Origin of the sequence: Verrucosispora sp. WMMA2044, assembly GCF_027497155.1 — a bacterium.
Lineage (GTDB): Bacteria > Actinomycetota > Actinomycetes > Mycobacteriales > Micromonosporaceae > Micromonospora > Micromonospora palythoicola.
This window is the reverse complement of the sequence record NZ_CP114913.1, coordinates 2,346,421-2,362,269: the sequence shown is the minus strand read 5'-3', so window position 1 is coordinate 2,362,269 and position 15,849 is coordinate 2,346,421. Positions and strand designations below refer to the sequence as shown.

Genomic DNA, 15,849 nt, shown 5'->3' with positions numbered 1-15,849 from the left:
CTGTGCGCGACGGACCTTCGCGGATAGTCGTCAGGGAATGCCGACAGCGGGACGTCGCCGCTCTGGAGGAGTCTGTACCCACCGGTCGGAGCCGCTACCACGAGGCCCGCTATCGCCGTCAGAGCGAGGGCACCAGCACCTTTCTGATCGCCTACCACAATGGCGTTCCGGCTGGCTGCGGCGAGATCCTGTGGCAGGGAGCCAAAGAGTCGGATGTCCGTGGCCGGTTCCCCGAATGCCCGGAAATCAACGGCTTGACCGTTGCCGCCGACCATCGGTCTCAAGGCGTCGGAACGACGATCATCCGCGCCGCCGAGGAACTCGCGTTGCGGCGCGGCCACCACCGGATCGGGATGGGCGTCGGCGAGGACAACTCCCGGGCGGGTGCGCTCTACCTTCGGCTCGGTTACGAGGACACCGGCTACCGCTACCTCGACCGGTACCACTACATCGACGAGCGAGGCACCCGACACGAGGTCGCCGACCGCTGTCTGTTCCTGGTCAAGGAGCTTCGCGACGTTCCCAGGTGATGCCATCGGAGCCGATCGCGGCGTCCGATCACCGCCGGACAACCTGCCCTCTACCGCCCACAAGCCTGGACTGCGGCTCAGCGGGTGGCGAGAGCCGTCAGCCGGGACAGCAGTTCCGTACGGATGTCCCGCTGGCCCTCGTCCTCAATCCGCAACCATGGGCATGCCACATCGAACGCCACCACCCGGCCGGTCGCGAACAGCCGCGCGCAGGCGCCCAGGACGGCATCCGCCGACGGGCCGTTCGGCGCCGGGTAACGCAGACCGGGCACCTCGTCCGAGTCGATGACGTCCACGTCGATGTGCAGGACCAGCGGACCGGACGGCACGGTGTCCGCGGAAACCTCGGGGACCGGGATCCGGCGGGTCGCGCTGCCGGCCAGATACTCGATTTCGGCGGGATCCAGGTCCCGCGCGTCGACCAACACCGTGCGCTCCGCCGGCACCGGCCGCAACCCGATCACGTCGGCGTACCTGTCGGGATGTGCACCGTTCAGCAGCCGCAGCGAAAGACCGCCCAGATAGCCCGATGTGCTCGTCTGCACGGTGTGCATGTCACCGTGGGCGTCAAACCAGACAACCGCCGGGTCGACTCCCGCTCCCTGCACTCCGGCGACGGTGCCGCCGGCAACCATGCAGTCGCCGGAAACCACCACCGGTATGCCGCCGGCCGTCACCACCGGCGACACTGCCGCCGCAGTTGCGGAGCACACTCCCGCCACGCGCCGCCAGGCATCCCCGTCGAGCACCTGTGACCGGACAGTGATGTCTGCCGACACCGGGATCTCGTCGTCCCGCAGCCGCTCATCTTGGTGGTAGGGCACCAGGATTGTCGTCACGCCCCACCCTATCCACGTTCCAAAATCCATTCCGAGCGGCGCTGCTACGTCTCCGGGTCGCGGGTGGGGCGGCTTCGGCGGTTCGCAGGTACTGCTCCAACCCGGCGACCAGCGCGCCAACGAACGCGAGTCATAGTCGAGGTCACCGGCTCGGCTGCGAACTGGGGTGCCTGGAGCCCTTCTCGCACTGACGCCGTCCGGCGTCTCGGCCCGCGACGTCAGCCCGGGGCGGCCGACACGGGGAAGGGGTGTGACGGTGTCCGGTCGCGCCGACGTCGCCAGGTCAGCGCGCAGGCGGTGAGGCAGCCGGCGGCGGCGAGGACCAGCGGTGGTCGGGGGCCGAGCAGCACGGCGGCGGCGCCGAGCGGCGTCGTCGCCGCGATCGGCCCGAACAAGACCGTGTTGGCGGTGGCGGCGACCCGGCCGAGCAGCGCGTCGGGGCTGTGTGTCTGGACGGCGGTGACGGCCGCGACGAGCGCCCACGGCAACCCCAGACCGGTCACCACCGACGCGGCGACGACCGCTGGCCACCAGGGCAGGCATCTGCCCAGGCAGCTGACGGCGAAGAGTCCGGCCCCGGCCAGGGCCACCGCCGTCGGGCCGAACCAGGCGATCATCCGGCCGACCACCAGTCCACCGGCGACCGAGCCGGCGCCCTGGGCGCTGAGCAGCACGCCCAGGAACGTTGCCGGCAGGCCGAGCGTGTCGGTGACGACGGCGTAGCCGGCGGCGGTGACGAAGCCGGACATGCCGATGGCGACCCCGGCCAGCACGACCGGTCGTCGGATGGACGGGGAGCCGAACAGGACGGCCAGGCCGGCTCGGACTCCCCGGTTCCGGGGCGCGGCCGGCGGCGGCGTGCGGGTCAGGCGCAGCGCCGCGTAGCCGGCTGCGGCGAGGGCCGGCAGGACGGCGGCGAGCAGGGCGACCAGCTGACCACCCTGCCAGGTGTACAGGCCGGCACCGGCCAGCGGGGCGACCAGCTTGACGCCCTCCTGGGCGCTGGAGCGCCACCCGTTGACCCGTCCGAGGTGGACAGCCGACAGTGCGGCCGGCAGCAGGGCGCTCTCGCCCGCGTCGATCAGGACGTACGCGATGCCGTAGACCGTGGCCACGCAGAACAGCAGCCACACCTGGCCGGGGCCACGCACCGCCAGCAGGGTGGGCAGGGTGGCGGTGAGGGTCAGGTTGGCCGCGACGACGACCGGGCGTCGGGGCAGCCGGTCGACGACAGCGCCGAGCCACGGGCCGGCGAGGGTGGGCGCGTAGGCGCAGAGGCCGGCGAGCGCAGCCAGACCGGGGGAGTCGGTGAGGTCGAGAATCCAGATGCCGGTGACCAGGGCCATCGCGCTGCCGCTGAGGCCGGACAGCAGCGACACCGCCACGAACAGGACCGCGTTGCGCCGCATGGGCCCTCCGGAAACGAGTCAGGGAGGCTCACAGCGTCCATTCTTGAGTTACTTCGAGGCAATACTCCGGGTAGATGTCAACGCCGCGTTGACAATGCCTCGGCGAGATGGCGGGCGACGGCGCGTACCGGGGCGGGTAGTTCGGGATCGTTGGTCGGTAGGTCGGCGCGGATCCGGTTGGCCAGGTCGTACAGGCCGCCGGGCTCGGCCTCCAGGGCGAGCATCGTGGTACGGCGGGTCAACGCGGCCCGGTCGAAGCGGGCATCCCAGCGACGGTCGGCGTCGATCCAACGCCGCAGGTCGATGAGGAGGCCGCGTAACACGGCGACCTCGGCCGGCCAGCCCCGGTCCGCCGCCGCTCGACGGGCCGCACGTGCGGCGGCCAGGCGCTGGCGGCGCTGCTCGGCGGCCTGCCGGCTGGCCAGGCCGAGGGCCTCGGCCACCTGGGCCCAGGTCGCACCGGCCAGCCGGGCACGGTCGATGAGATCGAGTTCGGTCTCGTCGAGCCGGTCCCGCGCGGCCGGGACGCCGGCCAGTTGATCGAGCGGGTCACCCACGCGTCAACGCTACATTGACAGCAACCCGGTCCGGTCGGTCAGCCGCCGGAGGTGCTGGCCTTCGGCGACATGACCAACGATCTGCTGGGCGGTCGGTCGCTCAGGCAGCTGCGGACTCGTGGCGGGACCGCTCCGTCGACCAGGTCGACCGGCCAGCCGGGGCTGCCCAGGCGCCTTCCTGCGGGGCGGCGGATGCCGACGTCTCGTCGGCCGTGCCGCCCTGGGCGAGGTTCAGTGCCCGCTGGGCCTGCTGCCACGGCTCGCACGGCCAGTTCTGGCCGGCGCACAGCAGGTGGGTGCAGCCACCGTCCTCGCCCGGTGCGTGCGCGTCGGCGACGTCCAGGGCGAGCCGCCACAGCAGCGGGTCGGTGACCCCGGCCGGACGGTCGGCGGTCTGGTGGTGCCGGTCGGTGGCGTTCTCGGACACGCGTGATCCCCCTCGTAGTCGAGCCTCACGCTCTTGATCTCCAGTCTGCACGCAGGTCAAACACGAGTTCCGCGACGGTCGGGCGAGGTGGGCGCGGTCACCGGGGGCGGGGCCGCCGATGATTGACAGATCCCTATCTGTGGGCGAAGGATGTCGGCATCTCGATCACTCCTACGACCCGGATGCGCGACGCTGCGTAATCGGCGATGCGGGCAGCGTCGACCGCCGAGCGCGTCGCCGTGGCTGTCCCGCAGGCTGGGCGGCCCGGTGGATCCGCGCTGAACCCGCTGCCTCCGCGCCGCGCGCCGAGAAGAGGGGCGACCGCCTCATGTCGAAGGTCCGTACGGGCTTGCGCTGGCGACCCCAGCTGCCCGCCGCCACCGCACTGGCCGCCTTCGCGGCCGTGCTGCTGCTTGTCAATCCCGCTGCGGCGATCGTGCCGCAGGCCGCCGCGCCGGTGACCGCGCCCGCCGACCTCGGCCGGCTCGCCGACGAGCGGGCCAGCGTGGTCGAGGTGATCCTGGCCGACAACGCCGAGCTGGACGCTCTGGTGGCCACCGGCGTCGACCTCGACCATCACATCACCCACACCGGGGACGGCATCGTCGTGCACGCCGTGGTGACCGGCAACGAGGTCACCACGCTGACCCGGGCCGGCTTCACCTTCGGCAAGGTGCTGCACACACCGCAGGACGCGGCTCAGCGGGTGGCCGAGCGGGAGGCGACAATCGCCGCCCACCTGGCCGAGAACCGGGAGTACGCGGCCGCCGCCGACTTCTCCGCCCGGTCCACAGTCTCCGACGTCAGGATCATCCGGGCGGACTACTACACCTCCGGCGACACGCAGGTCCTCTCGGTCGAGGCGAAGTGGGCGCAGGGACAGGCCGACGCCAGCCCGTTGACCGTCGAGCGGGACAGCGGGCCGGGCACCGAGATCGGCTCCGGTGGCACCCAGACCATCTCCCGGTTCGTCGACGCCGGCGTCTACCTCTACCACCGGGGCGCGGCGCAGGTCAGCAGCCGTCCGGCGTACGTGCGGATCACCAGTCCGAGCGGTGACGTGGCGGTGGCCAAGGTCAACGAGTGGCTGCCCATCATGCCGAAGGACCCCGAGGGGCCGGGCTACATGAAGGACTTCGTGGCCAGCTACCTGACCCCCACCGAGCTGTACGACCGGATCAAGGCACTGTCCGCGCAGTACCCGAAAATCTCGGAGATCGTCGAACTGCCGCACCGGACCAACGGCTACCGGCGTAAGGCGCAGGCGGTGCTCGGCACCGTCGACGCCAGTCGGGTCGCGGTCGACTCGCTGGCCTGGGGTCACCAGGGCGGCAACGACATCTCCGTCGAACTCGCCGATCCCGGTACTGCCGACGCACCCCTGGCGGTGACCGTCACCGGCACCGCAGTCCGCGTCGACCTCGCCACCGACGGCAGCGGCACCGTCACCAGCACCGCCGAGCAGGTCGTCGCCGCGCTCAACGCGCAGGCGGGGACGCTGCTGACCGCGTACACCTATCGGGGCAGCCCGGGCACCGGCGTGGTCGCGCCGGCCGCGCGGACCGCGCTCTCCGACGGCCTCGCCGCGCCGGCGTCGGTCTCCCGCGACCCGCACCCGGTGTACGCCATCCGCATCGGCAAGCACCGCGACGGCTCCCGCCTCGGGGTGCTCGCGTACGCCCAGGAACACGCCCGGGAGTGGGTGCCGCCGCTGGTCACCATCGAGACCGCCGAACGGCTGCTGCGCAACTACGCGCACGACCGCAAGACCCGTGAGTTGGTCGACAACCTCGACATCTGGATCGCTCCGTCGATCAACCCGGACGGCGGGCACTACTCGTTCTATGACTTCAACTCCCAGCGCAAGAACATGACCAACCACTGCGCCCCGCAGGCGCCGGCGGACTTCCTCGGCCGCAACTCGTGGGGCGTGGACAACAACCGCAACTACACCGAGTACAGCCTGTTCGACGGGTACGCGGGCGCGTCGACCAGCTGCACCAGCGGCACGTACGCCGGCCCAGGCGAATTGTCCGAGCCGGAGAACCGCAACGTCGACTGGCTGGCCTCCCGACCGAACATCAGGTTCTCGATGAACCTGCACTCGTCCGGCAACTACTTCATGTGGTCGCCCGGCTCGTACGCCCTCCCCGGCCGGGTCTCGGCACCGCGGCCGACGCTGGCCGAGGAGTCGCTGTTCTGGGGCGCGTCGTCGCGGATCCTGACCGCCATCAAGCGGCACCGCAACCTGGCCGTCACCCCGGCCCGGACCGGCCCGATCGCCGACGTGCTCTACTCGGCGGCCGGCAACTCCGGAGACATGCTCTGGTACAAGTACGGCATCTACGCCTGGAACTTCGAGGTCGGCACCTCGTTCCAGCCGGACTGGCAGGAGGCGCACGCCGAGACGATGGAGTTCGCCAACGGCCTGACCGAGATGCTGCGGGTGGCCCGGGACTTCGACACGGACCGGAAGCGACCGAGAAGCTCGCTGTCGGTGCGGGCGAGCGCCACCCCGGGCATGGTGGACGTCACCTTCTCCACCAGCGAACCGGCGGCCGTGTTCTACACCCTCGACCGGAGCCGACCCACCTACGCCTCCACGCTCTACGGCTCGGCCGGCATCCGGGAGGGAGGTGAGACGCTCACCATCCCCGTCGGCACGACCGTGCACTGGTTCTCCGTGGACGCGGCCGGCAACGTGGAGCGCAACTACAAGCCCGACGGCCGGGGCAACAACCACAACAAGCAGAAGGTCAAGGCACCGAAGCGCTGACCGACGGGCCTTCCGCGGGCCGTGGGTGCCCGGCCAATCGCCGGCACCCACGGCTTGACCTTGACAGAGTGACAAGGTCTTCACTGTGTCGAGGAGGTGATCCGGATGAACACGTCACAGGAGGCCACGCAGACGGCACGGATACTGCGTGGGCTGGCGCACGGCGATGCGTCGGTGCGGCTGCGGGCCGCGCTGGCGGCCGGCACGACCCCCGACCCGCAGTTGATCGACAAGCTGGTGGAGCGCTGCGCGGTCGAGCCCGACTTCTCCGTACGCGAGATGCTCACCTGGGCCCTCACCCGGCACCCGGCCGCACTGACCGTCCCCGGGCTCGTGGCGGAGCTGCGCTCGGAAACCGCCCAGGCCCGCAGCCAGGCGCTGCACACCCTGTCCAAGATCGGGGACCGGCGGGCGTGGCCGGCGATCACGCGGGCGCTACTGACCGACACCGACGACGAGGTGGCCCGCAGCGCCTGGCGGGCGGCGGTGGTGCTGGCACCCGACGGTGACCGGCCGGCGCTGGCCGCCGTGCTGGCGACCCAGCTCGGGCGCGGCGGACGGGAGACGGGGTTGAGCCTCAGCCGGGCACTCGTCGCGCTCGGCGAGGTGATCACTCCGGTCCTGGACGCGGCCGGGACGCATCCCGACCCCGGCGTGCGGCAGCACGCGATCGCCACGCAACGCCTGCTCGACGACCCGGACGCCGGCTTCGAGTTCGCGATCGAGGAGGCCAAACGCGTGGTGGCCCTCGGCGAGAACGACCGGATCCGGTGACCGACGGTGCTGATCGGTGAGGTGGCCCGACGCTCCGGCGTCAGCGCCCGGATGCTCCGGCACTACGAGTCGCTCGGTCTGGTGGAGCCGACGGGCCGCAGCGGGGTCGGCTACCGGGAGTACTCGAGCGACGACATCCGGAGGATCTTCCACATCGAGAGCCTGCGGTCGCTGGGGCTGTCGCTGCGGGAGGTGAGGCGGGCGCTCGACGATCCCGCCTTCACCCCCGCGCAGCTCGTGGCAGACCTGATCCAGCAGACCCGGGAGCGGATAGCGGCGCAGACGGAGCTGCTCACCCGGCTGCGGCGGATCGGGGCCGCGCAACCCGCCGACTGGGCGGACGTGCTCCAGGTCGTCGCCCTGCTCCAGGCGCTCGGCTCCGAGAACGCCGGGCACCGTCAGCATGCCGCCCTGTCCTCGACCGGTGACCCGACGATGCCGGCGGAGGCACTCGTCGAGGCGGTGTTGGGCGAGTCGGACCCGAACGTCGCCGGTGCGCTGCGCTGGGCGCTGGCGCAGTCGGCCGGCGATGTGGCGGCCCTGCTGGCGGTGGGCCTCGACGCACCCGACGCCGAGGTACGCAAACGCGCCGTCCGGTCCATCGCCGAGATCCCCGACGGTGCCGCGACCGTGCTGCTGCGGGACGCCCTCACCCACCCCGACCCCGTCGTCCGCAGGTACGCGGCCCTCGCGCTGGGGGCACGTGGCGTGTCCGAGGCGATCCCGACCCTGATCGAGATGGTCGTCGAGGAGACAAACGAGGCCGACGCGGCCGACGCCCTGACCGCGCTGGCCGGTGAGCCCGCGCTGGCGGACCAGATCGCCACCCGGCTCGTCGAGCGCCTCACCGGCAGCGCCGTCGGGCCGCCGGTACGCAGCCGGCTGACGCAGGCGCTCGCCGACATCCCCGGGGCCACGGCCACCCGGGCCCTCACCGAGCTGTCCGAGGACGCGGACCGCACCGTCGCGGCCATCGCCAGGTACGTGCTCACCCTGCGCGACGGGCGATAGCGGGATCCGGCGCGATCCGTCCGTACGGTCAGCTCGACAGCGTCGGCACACCGGGCCGACCGGCTGGTGGCGGGACCCCGGCCCATCGAGGGCCGCCGACCGCCATGATGGGACGGTGAAGATCCTGTCCATCCAGTCCTCGGTCGCCTACGGCCACGTCGGCAACTCGGCGGCGGTGTTCCCGCTGCAACGGCTCGGCCACGAGGTCTGGCCGGTGCTGACCGTGCACTTCTCCAACCACACCGGCTACGGCGCGTGGCGCGGACCGCTGCTGGCCCCCACCGACGTCGCCGAGGTGATCGCCGGCATCGCCGACCGTGGGGTGCTCGGTGACGCCGACGCGGTGCTCTCCGGCTACCAGGGAGATCCGGCGATGGGCGCGGTGATCCTCGACGCGGTGACCCTGGTGAAGACCGCCAACCCCGACGCCCTCTACTGCTGCGACCCGGTGATGGGCGACGTCGGCCGGGGCATGTTCGTCCGGCCCGGCATCCCGGAGTACCTGCGCGACGTGGTGGTGCCCCGCGCCGACATCGTCACCCCGAACCAGTTCGAACTGGAGTTTCTCGCCGGCCGACCGACGAACACGATCGACGATCTGCTGGCCGCCGTCGACGCGGTACGCGCCACCGGGCCCCGGCACGTCCTGGTGACCAGCGTGCTGCACGGCGACCTGCCGGCGGACACACTGGAGGTGGTAGCCGTCTCGGACGCCGGTGCCTGGGCGGTGACCACCCCGCTGCTGCCGATCAACCCCAACGGCGGTGGCGACGTCACCGCCGCCCTGTACCTGGCGCACCTGTCCACGACCGGATCGCCGGCCACGGCGCTGGAACGCACCACCGCCTCGATCTTCGCGGTGCTGGAGGCCACCCTGGCGGCCGGCACTAGGGAACTCCAACTGGTCGCCGCCCAGACCGCGATCGCCGACCCACCGCCGAGGTTCCCCGCCCGCCAGCTGCGTTGACGCGGCCCGGAAGGCGGGTCCGCGCCGCCGACCGGCGACACTCAGGTGAGCCGCTGATCCGTGACGATCTCCACCTCCCGGCCTCTCACACTCAGTGACACTCCGGCCGCAACCTAGGACTAAGCCTACGTCCTTTGCTCTGCTTCACCCCACGCATTGATTGCGCTCCGCAACCTACGTGCCGGGCGGTGGCGCCGTACAACCCCAGCTCATGTCGGTTGTGCGTGGAGTGAAGCAGAGCAAAGCGTGGATGGGGACGAGGTGGTGGGAGGCGCTACGAGCACGTATTGTCACCGTCACTTTCGGTTGGTGCTGCTGTCGTCGGCCCCCGCTCAACACCGAAGATCATGCTCATGTTGATCCGGCAGCCCTTCCCGATGCCGAGGCCGGATTGTGCCGAGGCATCCGGACCGACCACGGCATAAGCTTGCCCGTGATGAGCGCTCCACCCCGCCGCGCCTCCGGTGACCTGCTGGTTCACCTGCGACGCGCCCGCGATCACATGGATCGCCACTACACCGAGGCGTTGGATCTCACCGCTGTCGCGGCTGTCGCCAGCGTCAGCAAGTACCACTTCCAGCGCCTGTTCACCGTCACCTACGGTTGCTCCCCGGCGGCGTACCTGTCGCGGCGGCGCATCGAGCGGGCCCAGGACCTGCTGCGGAGCACCAACCTGACGGTGACCGAGGTCTGCTACGCCGTCGGGTTCGCCAGTCTCGGCTCGTTCAGCAGCCGTTTCCGCGCCGTGGTCGGTGAGACACCGAGTGAGTTCCAGCGCCGCTGGGCGAGCAGCGGAGCGCCGCACATTCCCGGCTGTTTCGTCTTCATGTGGGGCCTCGCCGAACGACGTGGGTGACGCCGCAAGCCAGGAGAAGCCGGACGCCGCCGACCGTCTCCTAACCTGGTCCCATGATTACCAACGTCTCGTTGACCAGCGTGTTCGTCAAGGACATCGACGCCGCCAAGACGTTCTACGTCGACATTCTGGGTTTCGTCGAGGGCGTCGACATCACCCTCGGCGAGGGCTACCGGTGGTGCACCGTCAAGCACCCCAGCCAACCAGAACTGGAGGTGCACCTGACCCTTCCCGGGCCGCCGCTGACGCCGGAGGTGGCGGAGATGTTCCGTCGGGCGCAGGACGAGGGCAACCTGTTCGCCGTCGGCTTGGCCGTCGACGACTGCCGCAAGACCTACGATGACCTGCGGGCCAAGGGGGTCGACTTCATCCAGGAACCGGCGGATCGGCCGTACGGGGTGGAGGCCGTCGCGCGGGACAACTCGGGCAACTGGCTGGTCCTGGTCGAACAGCGGGAGTTCACCCCTGCGGACTTCGACTGAGTGAGCAGGTCCGACGACGTACGAGCCTCCGCATCGCCGGGGTGCCGTGCCGATCTGGTCGACTCGGCACCCCGGCGACTACCGCGGAGAAGGTTCGTCAGTACCGCAGATGGCGCAGGTAGCGGTAGCCGACCTCGGCGGTGCGCTGGGGCGTCACGTCCGGCGTGTCGTTCTCCACGATGTACTCCAGCACCGGGTGCTTCCGGAAGATCCGCGCGAAGTCGATCATCCCGGTGCCGAGGTCGGCCATGTCGCCGTCGGCGGCGTGCCGGTCCTTGACGTGGTACTGGAGCACCCGCTGCGGCGCGGCGCGGATCACGTCGAGAGTGAAGCCCTCAGGGTCGCGCACACCGTCGCCGGACTCGATGCCGCCGGTCACCGCCCAGTAGATGTCGATCTCCAGGTGGACGAGCCGGGGATCCAGTTCCTCGGTCAGCACGTCCCACGGCGTACGACCGCCGCCGAGGTCGATGGTGAACTCGTGGGCGTGGTTGTGGTAGCCGTAGCGCAGACCGGCCCGGGCCGCCGCGGCGGCCTCGACGTTCATTTGCTCCGCCCACCGTTTCCAGTCGTCGACGTTCTCCGAGTAGAGGTACGGCACCACCATGAACTTCTGACCCAGCGTCACCGCGTTGCGGATCTTCTCCTGCAGCGCGGCGGGAGTCTCGCTGATCCCGTCGTGGCTGGACGTGGCCTTGAGGCAGATGCTGTCCAGGAAGCGGCGCAGTTGGGCGGCGTTGCGGCCGAAGTAGCCGAGTGCCAGTTCCACCTTCGGGTAGCCGATCCGGGCGAGGTGCCGCAGGGTGGCGTCGTATCCCGGTTCGCCGTTCAGCGCGCCGCGGACCGTCCAGAGCTGGATGCTGATCAGCCCCGGTGGCACCCGCCGCCGACCGCCGTGCCCGTGCCCGGGGCCGTGTCCGTGACCCGGACCGTGCTTCGGACCGGCGGAGGCGGCGGTCGCGCCCACCCCCGCGGTGGCGAGGCCGACGCCGGCCATCGCGGCCATCGAGCCGCGTAGCAGGCCCCGCCGGTCGAGAACGGAACGCCGCAGCGCGGCCATCCCGTCGTATCCGTAACACATGATGACTCCTCTCGTGGTTCTACACGCCGGGTACGAGCACGACCTGGTCGGTCCCGGTCAGCGGCGGCAGTCCGTCGTCACCGGGGTCGGTGTAGGAGGCGACAAACACGGCGGACAGGTTGTCGGTGGCCGGGTCGTGCCCGGACGGGACAGTGGTCAGAATCGACCCGGTGCAGCCGTTGGCGGTGGTCTGCGGATGCCCGTGGTCGTCGTGACCGAGGATGTAGGTCACGCTGACCCGGGCACAGTCGACCGACTGGTCGTCGGTGACCCGTACTTCGTACCGGATGGTGTCGCCGAAGGCGAAGGGTTGGCCCTCGGCCGGCGCGACCAGCTCGACCACCGGCACGGCGTTGCCGACCACGACCCGCACCGAGGCGGACGCCGAGCGTCCCTTCCGGTCGGTAACCTTCAGCGTCGCCTCGTAGCTGCCGTTCTCGCGGTAGGTGAACGTCGGGTTCGCCGACCGCGAGTCGACCCGGTCGTCGTCGTCGAGGTACCACTCGTACCGCAGGCGGTCGCCGTCCGGATCGGTGGTGCGCGCGCTGGAGAACTTCACGGTCAGCGGGGCCAGGCCGGCGGTCTGGCTGGCCGAGACCACCGGAATCGGACTGTGGTTGCCGTCTCGACCGATGAAGTCGATCCGGGCCACCTGCGCCTCCGGGTTCTCGCTGAAGAACCCGTCGCCGTACTCGAGGACGTAGAGCGCGCCGTCGGGGCCGAACTCCAGGTCCATCGGGTTGTCGAAGACGACCGAGGGCAGCACCGGCTCGATGCCGTCGAGCGTGCCGCGCCGGTCCAGTTGGAACGCCTTGACGTAGTCGCGGGTCCACTCGTAGAACAGCGGCTTGCCGTCGTAGTACGCCGGCCACGCCACCGGGTTGCGGCCCCGGGTGGTGGAGCGGTCGAAGCGGTACGCGGGCCCGGCCATCGGGCCGATGCCGCCGGTGCCCAACTCGGGGAACTGCGCGGAGGCATCGTAGCTGTACCACACGTCCGGCTGCTGCGTGGCGGGCAGCTTGCGCAGCCCGGTGTTGTTCGGTGACTCGTTGACCGGTGCCGTGCAGTCGAACTCCGCACCGGACTCCTCGGTGGCGAAGTCGTAGTCCCGGTACGGCAACTGCGGGGTGACGCAGTAGGGCCAGCCGTGGTTTCCGGCCTTGCGGGCCACGAACCACTTGCCGTGCCCGGCCGGTCCGCGCAGTGGGTCGGGCTGACCGGCGTCCGGGGAGTAGTCGGCGACGTACAGATCGCCGGTCTTGCGGTCCAGTTCGATCCGGAACGGGTTACGCAGCCCCATCAGGTAGATCTCCGGCCGGGTGCCCCGGGTGCCGGGCTTGAACAGGTTCCCCTTCGGGACGGTGTACCTGCCGTTGGCGCCGACCTTGATCCGCAGAATCTTGCCGCGCAGGTCGTTGGTGTTGGCGCTGGTGCGCTGCGCGTCGTACGCCGGGTTGCGGCCGGGCCGCTCGTCGATCGGGGTGTACCCGCCGGACTCGAACGGGTTCGTGTCGTCCCCGGTGGACAGGTACAGGTTGCCCTTCGCGTCGAAGACGATGTCTCCGCCGACGTGACAGCAGATGCCCCGGTTCACCGGCACGTCGATGATCCGCTGCTCGGTACGCAGGTCCAAGGTGTCCTTGACCAGCCGGAACCGGGACAGTCGGATGACCCCGTTGAACGGTGCGAGTTCCTCCTCGGTGCCCCAGGCGGGCGCGTCGCCCTCGTTGACGTCCGGGGTGGACGGGTCGTCGACTGGGGTGTCCATCGGCGGCGAGTAGTACAGGTAGACCCAGTTGTTGCCGCGCCGGCCGAAGCCCGGGTCGATGGCGACGTTCTGCAGGCCCTCCTCGTCGTGCTGGTAGACGTCGAGGGTGGCGGCAATCGTGTTGCGGCCGGTGTCGGGATTGTGCAACCACACCTCGCCGGCGCGGGTCACGTGCAGCACCCGACCGTCGGGTAGCACGGCCAGGTCCATCGGTTCGCCGGGACGGTCGTTGAGGGTGACCTTCTGGAAGGCCGTGTCGGGCGGGGGAGTGGTGGTGCCGGGCGCGGCCGTGGGGTTGGTCGGCGCGGCCATCGAGCTGGCGGGCGGGGCGACGAGCGTGATGGTCGTCAGACCGGCCACCGCGAGCGCGAGTCGTCTCTTCAACTGCCTCTCCTTGGTGTGAGGACGGGTCGGGCAGGTCGGGGACGTACGGGTGCTGGGCTTCTCCTCCGGGTTTTGGGCAGCACCGAATGGCGCGTTGGACCGCCGGTGGGCGGCGCGGGCGCGGAAACTGAGGATTGGGGTAGGTGTCCGAGGGGCCGTCGGAGGTCACGAGCGTGGCGCTGGCCCCTGCGGCGGTTCACCCCGTCGTAACATCCGGGGTGAAGTTAACAAAAGCCATGTCGATGTGTCCATGGCTTCTGCCGGGTTAAATCGAACTTTCGGCCACGATGGCGAAAGGATCGTCCACACACGAAAAACCGTCCCTCGGTCCCAGGGGCGGCTCCGCAGAGCCCGAGGGCGGTGCAGGTTGGACCGACGGCTCAGCGTGGCCCTTCAGGCCACCGGTTCGGCGTCGCGGCCGCCTCGGACGGCGTACCGGTGCATCGTCACGCCCTGATCGAACGACGCCTGCTCGATCAGGTCGAGCCCGACCGGTTCGTCGTGCGCCTCGAACAACGGTCGGCCGGTACCGAGCACGACCGGGTGGGTGAAGAGCAGCAGTTCGTCCAGCAGCCCCGCCCGCAGCAGGTTGGTGGCCAGGGTGGCGCCGCCCACCCCGATGTCACCGTCGGACTGCTCCCGCAGCCCGGCGAGCTGCCCGATCGCGTCGTTCCCACCGATGACCCGGGTGTTGTGCCCGGCGTTGTCGCGGGTGCGAGAAACGAGCACCTTGGGCATCGAGGTCCAGATCTCGCCGTATTCCCGCAGGTAGCCCGGCAGAGATTCGTCGTCGCGGGCGCCCGGCCAGAACGCCTCCATCGTCTCGTAGATCGTGCGGCCCTCGACCATGAGCGACATCGCCCGCGCCCGCCTGTTGAACTCCCGATGCAGCGACTCGCCGATGCGCATCCAGTCGCCGCCGCCCTGCTCGTTCGGGGCGCGCTCGATCCGCAGATCTAACGACACGTTCATCCAGTACACGAACCGACCCGACACGGTCTCTCCCAAGTGTTTGGTGATCTGCAACTGCTTCCGGCCCGACGCCAGGTTGTGTCGGAGGGTGGCTTCATCGAGGCGCGTCGAGCCGGGCGAGCAACGTCCGGGGTGCCACCGCCCGGTAGCCGTCCTCGATGATCTCGGCCAGCTCGGCCTCGCCGATCCCGGTGTCGAGGCGTACGCCGACCCAACCGCGGTGCCCCACGTAGGGCGGGCGGAAGTAGGTCCGCGGATTCTCCGCGATCAGTTCGGCGGCGGAGCCCGGCGGCGCGGCACACCACAGGTGGGCGAAGTCATCCTGGTGATGGCCGTCCGGCCAGACCATGACGAACGACCTCTTGCCCCGGACGAACCACGTCGGGGCGCCGTGGCTCAGCCGCTCGCTGACCTCGGGAAGACGCAGGCAGGCCCGCCGGACGATCGCCACCATGTCGGTCATCAGCCCACGCTAGGACACCGGTCTGACAAAACCTGGGAGCGCCGGAGGTTCGATCGGGCAGCCGGGCCGGGGCGGCACTTACCAGCCCGGCCGAAGTCGGCTGATGGGCCGGCGGCGGTAGGGTTCGGCTCCGTGGAACACGAACCGAACGACCCCGGGTTGGCCGACCTCGTGCACCGGCTGCGCCGGTTCGCCGACGAGCGGGACTGGCAGCGGTTCCACACGCCGAAGAACCTGGCGATGGCCCTTGCCGGCGAGGTGGGCGAGTTGCTGGCCGAGCTGCAGTGGCTCACCCCGGAGGAATCCGCACAGGTGATGGCCGATCCCGAGCACGGCGCCCGGGTGCGCGCCGAGATCGGCGACGTCATGATCTACCTCGCCCGCCTGAGCGACATCCTCGGCATCGACCCGCTGGCTGCCGCAAGCGACAAGTTGACGGAGGCGGCCCGGCGTTACCCGGTCGAACGGTCGTACGGCTCGGCCGTCAAGGCTCCACCGACCGACCGCACCGGCTAGCCACCAACACCCCGATTCGACTCGGTAAGGTGCTCAG

Annotated in this window: 16 protein-coding genes; 8 read left to right on the top strand and 8 right to left on the bottom strand. The window is 70.5% G+C overall.

The features are described 5' to 3' along the window. Positions 1 to 2 precede the first annotated feature (2 nt). The gene (locus O3597_RS10660) at positions 3 to 530 is read left to right on the top strand and encodes a GNAT family N-acetyltransferase (protein WP_281604033.1); all 528 of its coding nucleotides are present in this window, start codon (positions 3 to 5) and stop codon (positions 528 to 530) included. A gap of 77 nt (positions 531 to 607) precedes the next feature. On the opposite strand, the gene O3597_RS10655 is transcribed toward O3597_RS10660, so the two are convergent. The 4 genes from O3597_RS10655 to O3597_RS10640 form a co-directional block, all read right to left on the bottom strand. Beyond that, on the bottom strand, positions 608 to 1,369 hold the full coding sequence (locus tag O3597_RS10655) for an arginase family protein (RefSeq protein WP_281604032.1): 762 nt from the start codon (positions 1,367 to 1,369) through the stop codon (positions 608 to 610). Positions 1,370 to 1,587: 218 nt separating this feature from the next. Then, a complete protein-coding gene (locus O3597_RS10650; protein WP_281604031.1) occupies positions 1,588 to 2,778 on the bottom strand; it encodes an MFS transporter in 1,191 nt (396 codons plus the stop codon). 77 nt (positions 2,779 to 2,855) lie between these two features. Beyond that, a complete protein-coding gene (locus tag O3597_RS10645; RefSeq protein WP_281604030.1) occupies positions 2,856 to 3,335 on the bottom strand; it encodes a hypothetical protein in 480 nt (159 codons plus the stop codon). Between the two features lie 100 nt (positions 3,336 to 3,435). Beyond that, positions 3,436 to 3,762: a hypothetical protein gene (locus O3597_RS10640; protein WP_281604029.1), complete on the bottom strand. Its 327-nt coding sequence runs from the start codon at positions 3,760 to 3,762 to the stop codon at positions 3,436 to 3,438. Between the two features lie 328 nt (positions 3,763 to 4,090). Here O3597_RS10640 and O3597_RS10635 point away from each other — a divergent pair, with 328 nt between their 5' ends. From O3597_RS10635 to O3597_RS10610, 6 genes are all read left to right on the top strand, one after another. Beyond that, positions 4,091 to 6,538 (top strand): M14 family metallopeptidase, encoded by a 2,448-nt coding sequence (locus O3597_RS10635; protein ID WP_281604028.1) that lies wholly within the window; start codon positions 4,091 to 4,093, stop codon positions 6,536 to 6,538. 105 nt (positions 6,539 to 6,643) lie between these two features. Next, on the top strand, positions 6,644 to 7,312 hold the full coding sequence (locus O3597_RS10630) for a HEAT repeat domain-containing protein (protein ID WP_164446889.1): 669 nt from the start codon (positions 6,644 to 6,646) through the stop codon (positions 7,310 to 7,312). A 6-nt stretch (positions 7,313 to 7,318) separates the two neighbouring features. After that, entirely contained in the window at positions 7,319 to 8,323 is a 1,005-nt protein-coding gene (locus tag O3597_RS10625) for a HEAT repeat domain-containing protein (protein ID WP_281604027.1), read from the top strand. 115 nt (positions 8,324 to 8,438) lie between these two features. Next, entirely contained in the window at positions 8,439 to 9,290 is an 852-nt protein-coding gene (gene pdxY / locus O3597_RS10620; RefSeq protein ID WP_281604026.1) for a pyridoxal kinase PdxY, read from the top strand. Between the two features lie 436 nt (positions 9,291 to 9,726). After that, positions 9,727 to 10,146: an AraC family transcriptional regulator gene (locus tag O3597_RS10615; RefSeq protein WP_166458385.1), complete on the top strand. Its 420-nt coding sequence runs from the start codon at positions 9,727 to 9,729 to the stop codon at positions 10,144 to 10,146. A 53-nt stretch (positions 10,147 to 10,199) separates the two neighbouring features. Continuing rightward, on the top strand, positions 10,200 to 10,628 hold the full coding sequence (locus tag O3597_RS10610) for a VOC family protein (RefSeq protein ID WP_164446885.1): 429 nt from the start codon (positions 10,200 to 10,202) through the stop codon (positions 10,626 to 10,628). A 97-nt stretch (positions 10,629 to 10,725) separates the two neighbouring features. On the opposite strand, the gene O3597_RS10605 is transcribed toward O3597_RS10610, so the two are convergent. The 4 genes from O3597_RS10605 to O3597_RS10590 all read right to left on the bottom strand — a co-directional run bounded on the left by O3597_RS10605 (position 10,726) and on the right by O3597_RS10590 (position 15,296). Beyond that, on the bottom strand, positions 10,726 to 11,709 hold the full coding sequence (locus O3597_RS10605) for a sugar phosphate isomerase/epimerase (RefSeq protein WP_281604025.1): 984 nt from the start codon (positions 11,707 to 11,709) through the stop codon (positions 10,726 to 10,728). 19 nt (positions 11,710 to 11,728) lie between these two features. Then, complete coding sequence (locus O3597_RS10600) at positions 11,729 to 13,861, bottom strand: PQQ-dependent sugar dehydrogenase (RefSeq protein ID WP_281604024.1); 2,133 nt, start codon at positions 13,859 to 13,861, stop codon at positions 11,729 to 11,731. 393 nt (positions 13,862 to 14,254) lie between these two features. Next, entirely contained in the window at positions 14,255 to 14,857 is a 603-nt protein-coding gene (locus O3597_RS10595; RefSeq protein ID WP_281604023.1) for a dihydrofolate reductase family protein, read from the bottom strand. Positions 14,858 to 14,927: 70 nt separating this feature from the next. Further along, positions 14,928 to 15,296, bottom strand: a complete 369-nt coding sequence (locus tag O3597_RS10590; protein WP_281604022.1) for an MmcQ/YjbR family DNA-binding protein — start codon at positions 15,294 to 15,296, stop codon at positions 14,928 to 14,930. Positions 15,297 to 15,428: 132 nt separating this feature from the next. On the opposite strand from O3597_RS10590, the gene O3597_RS10585 reads away from it, so the two are divergent. Beyond that, positions 15,429 to 15,812, top strand: a complete 384-nt coding sequence (locus O3597_RS10585) for a nucleotide pyrophosphohydrolase (protein WP_281604021.1) — start codon at positions 15,429 to 15,431, stop codon at positions 15,810 to 15,812. The last annotated feature ends 37 nt before the right edge of the window (positions 15,813 to 15,849 follow it).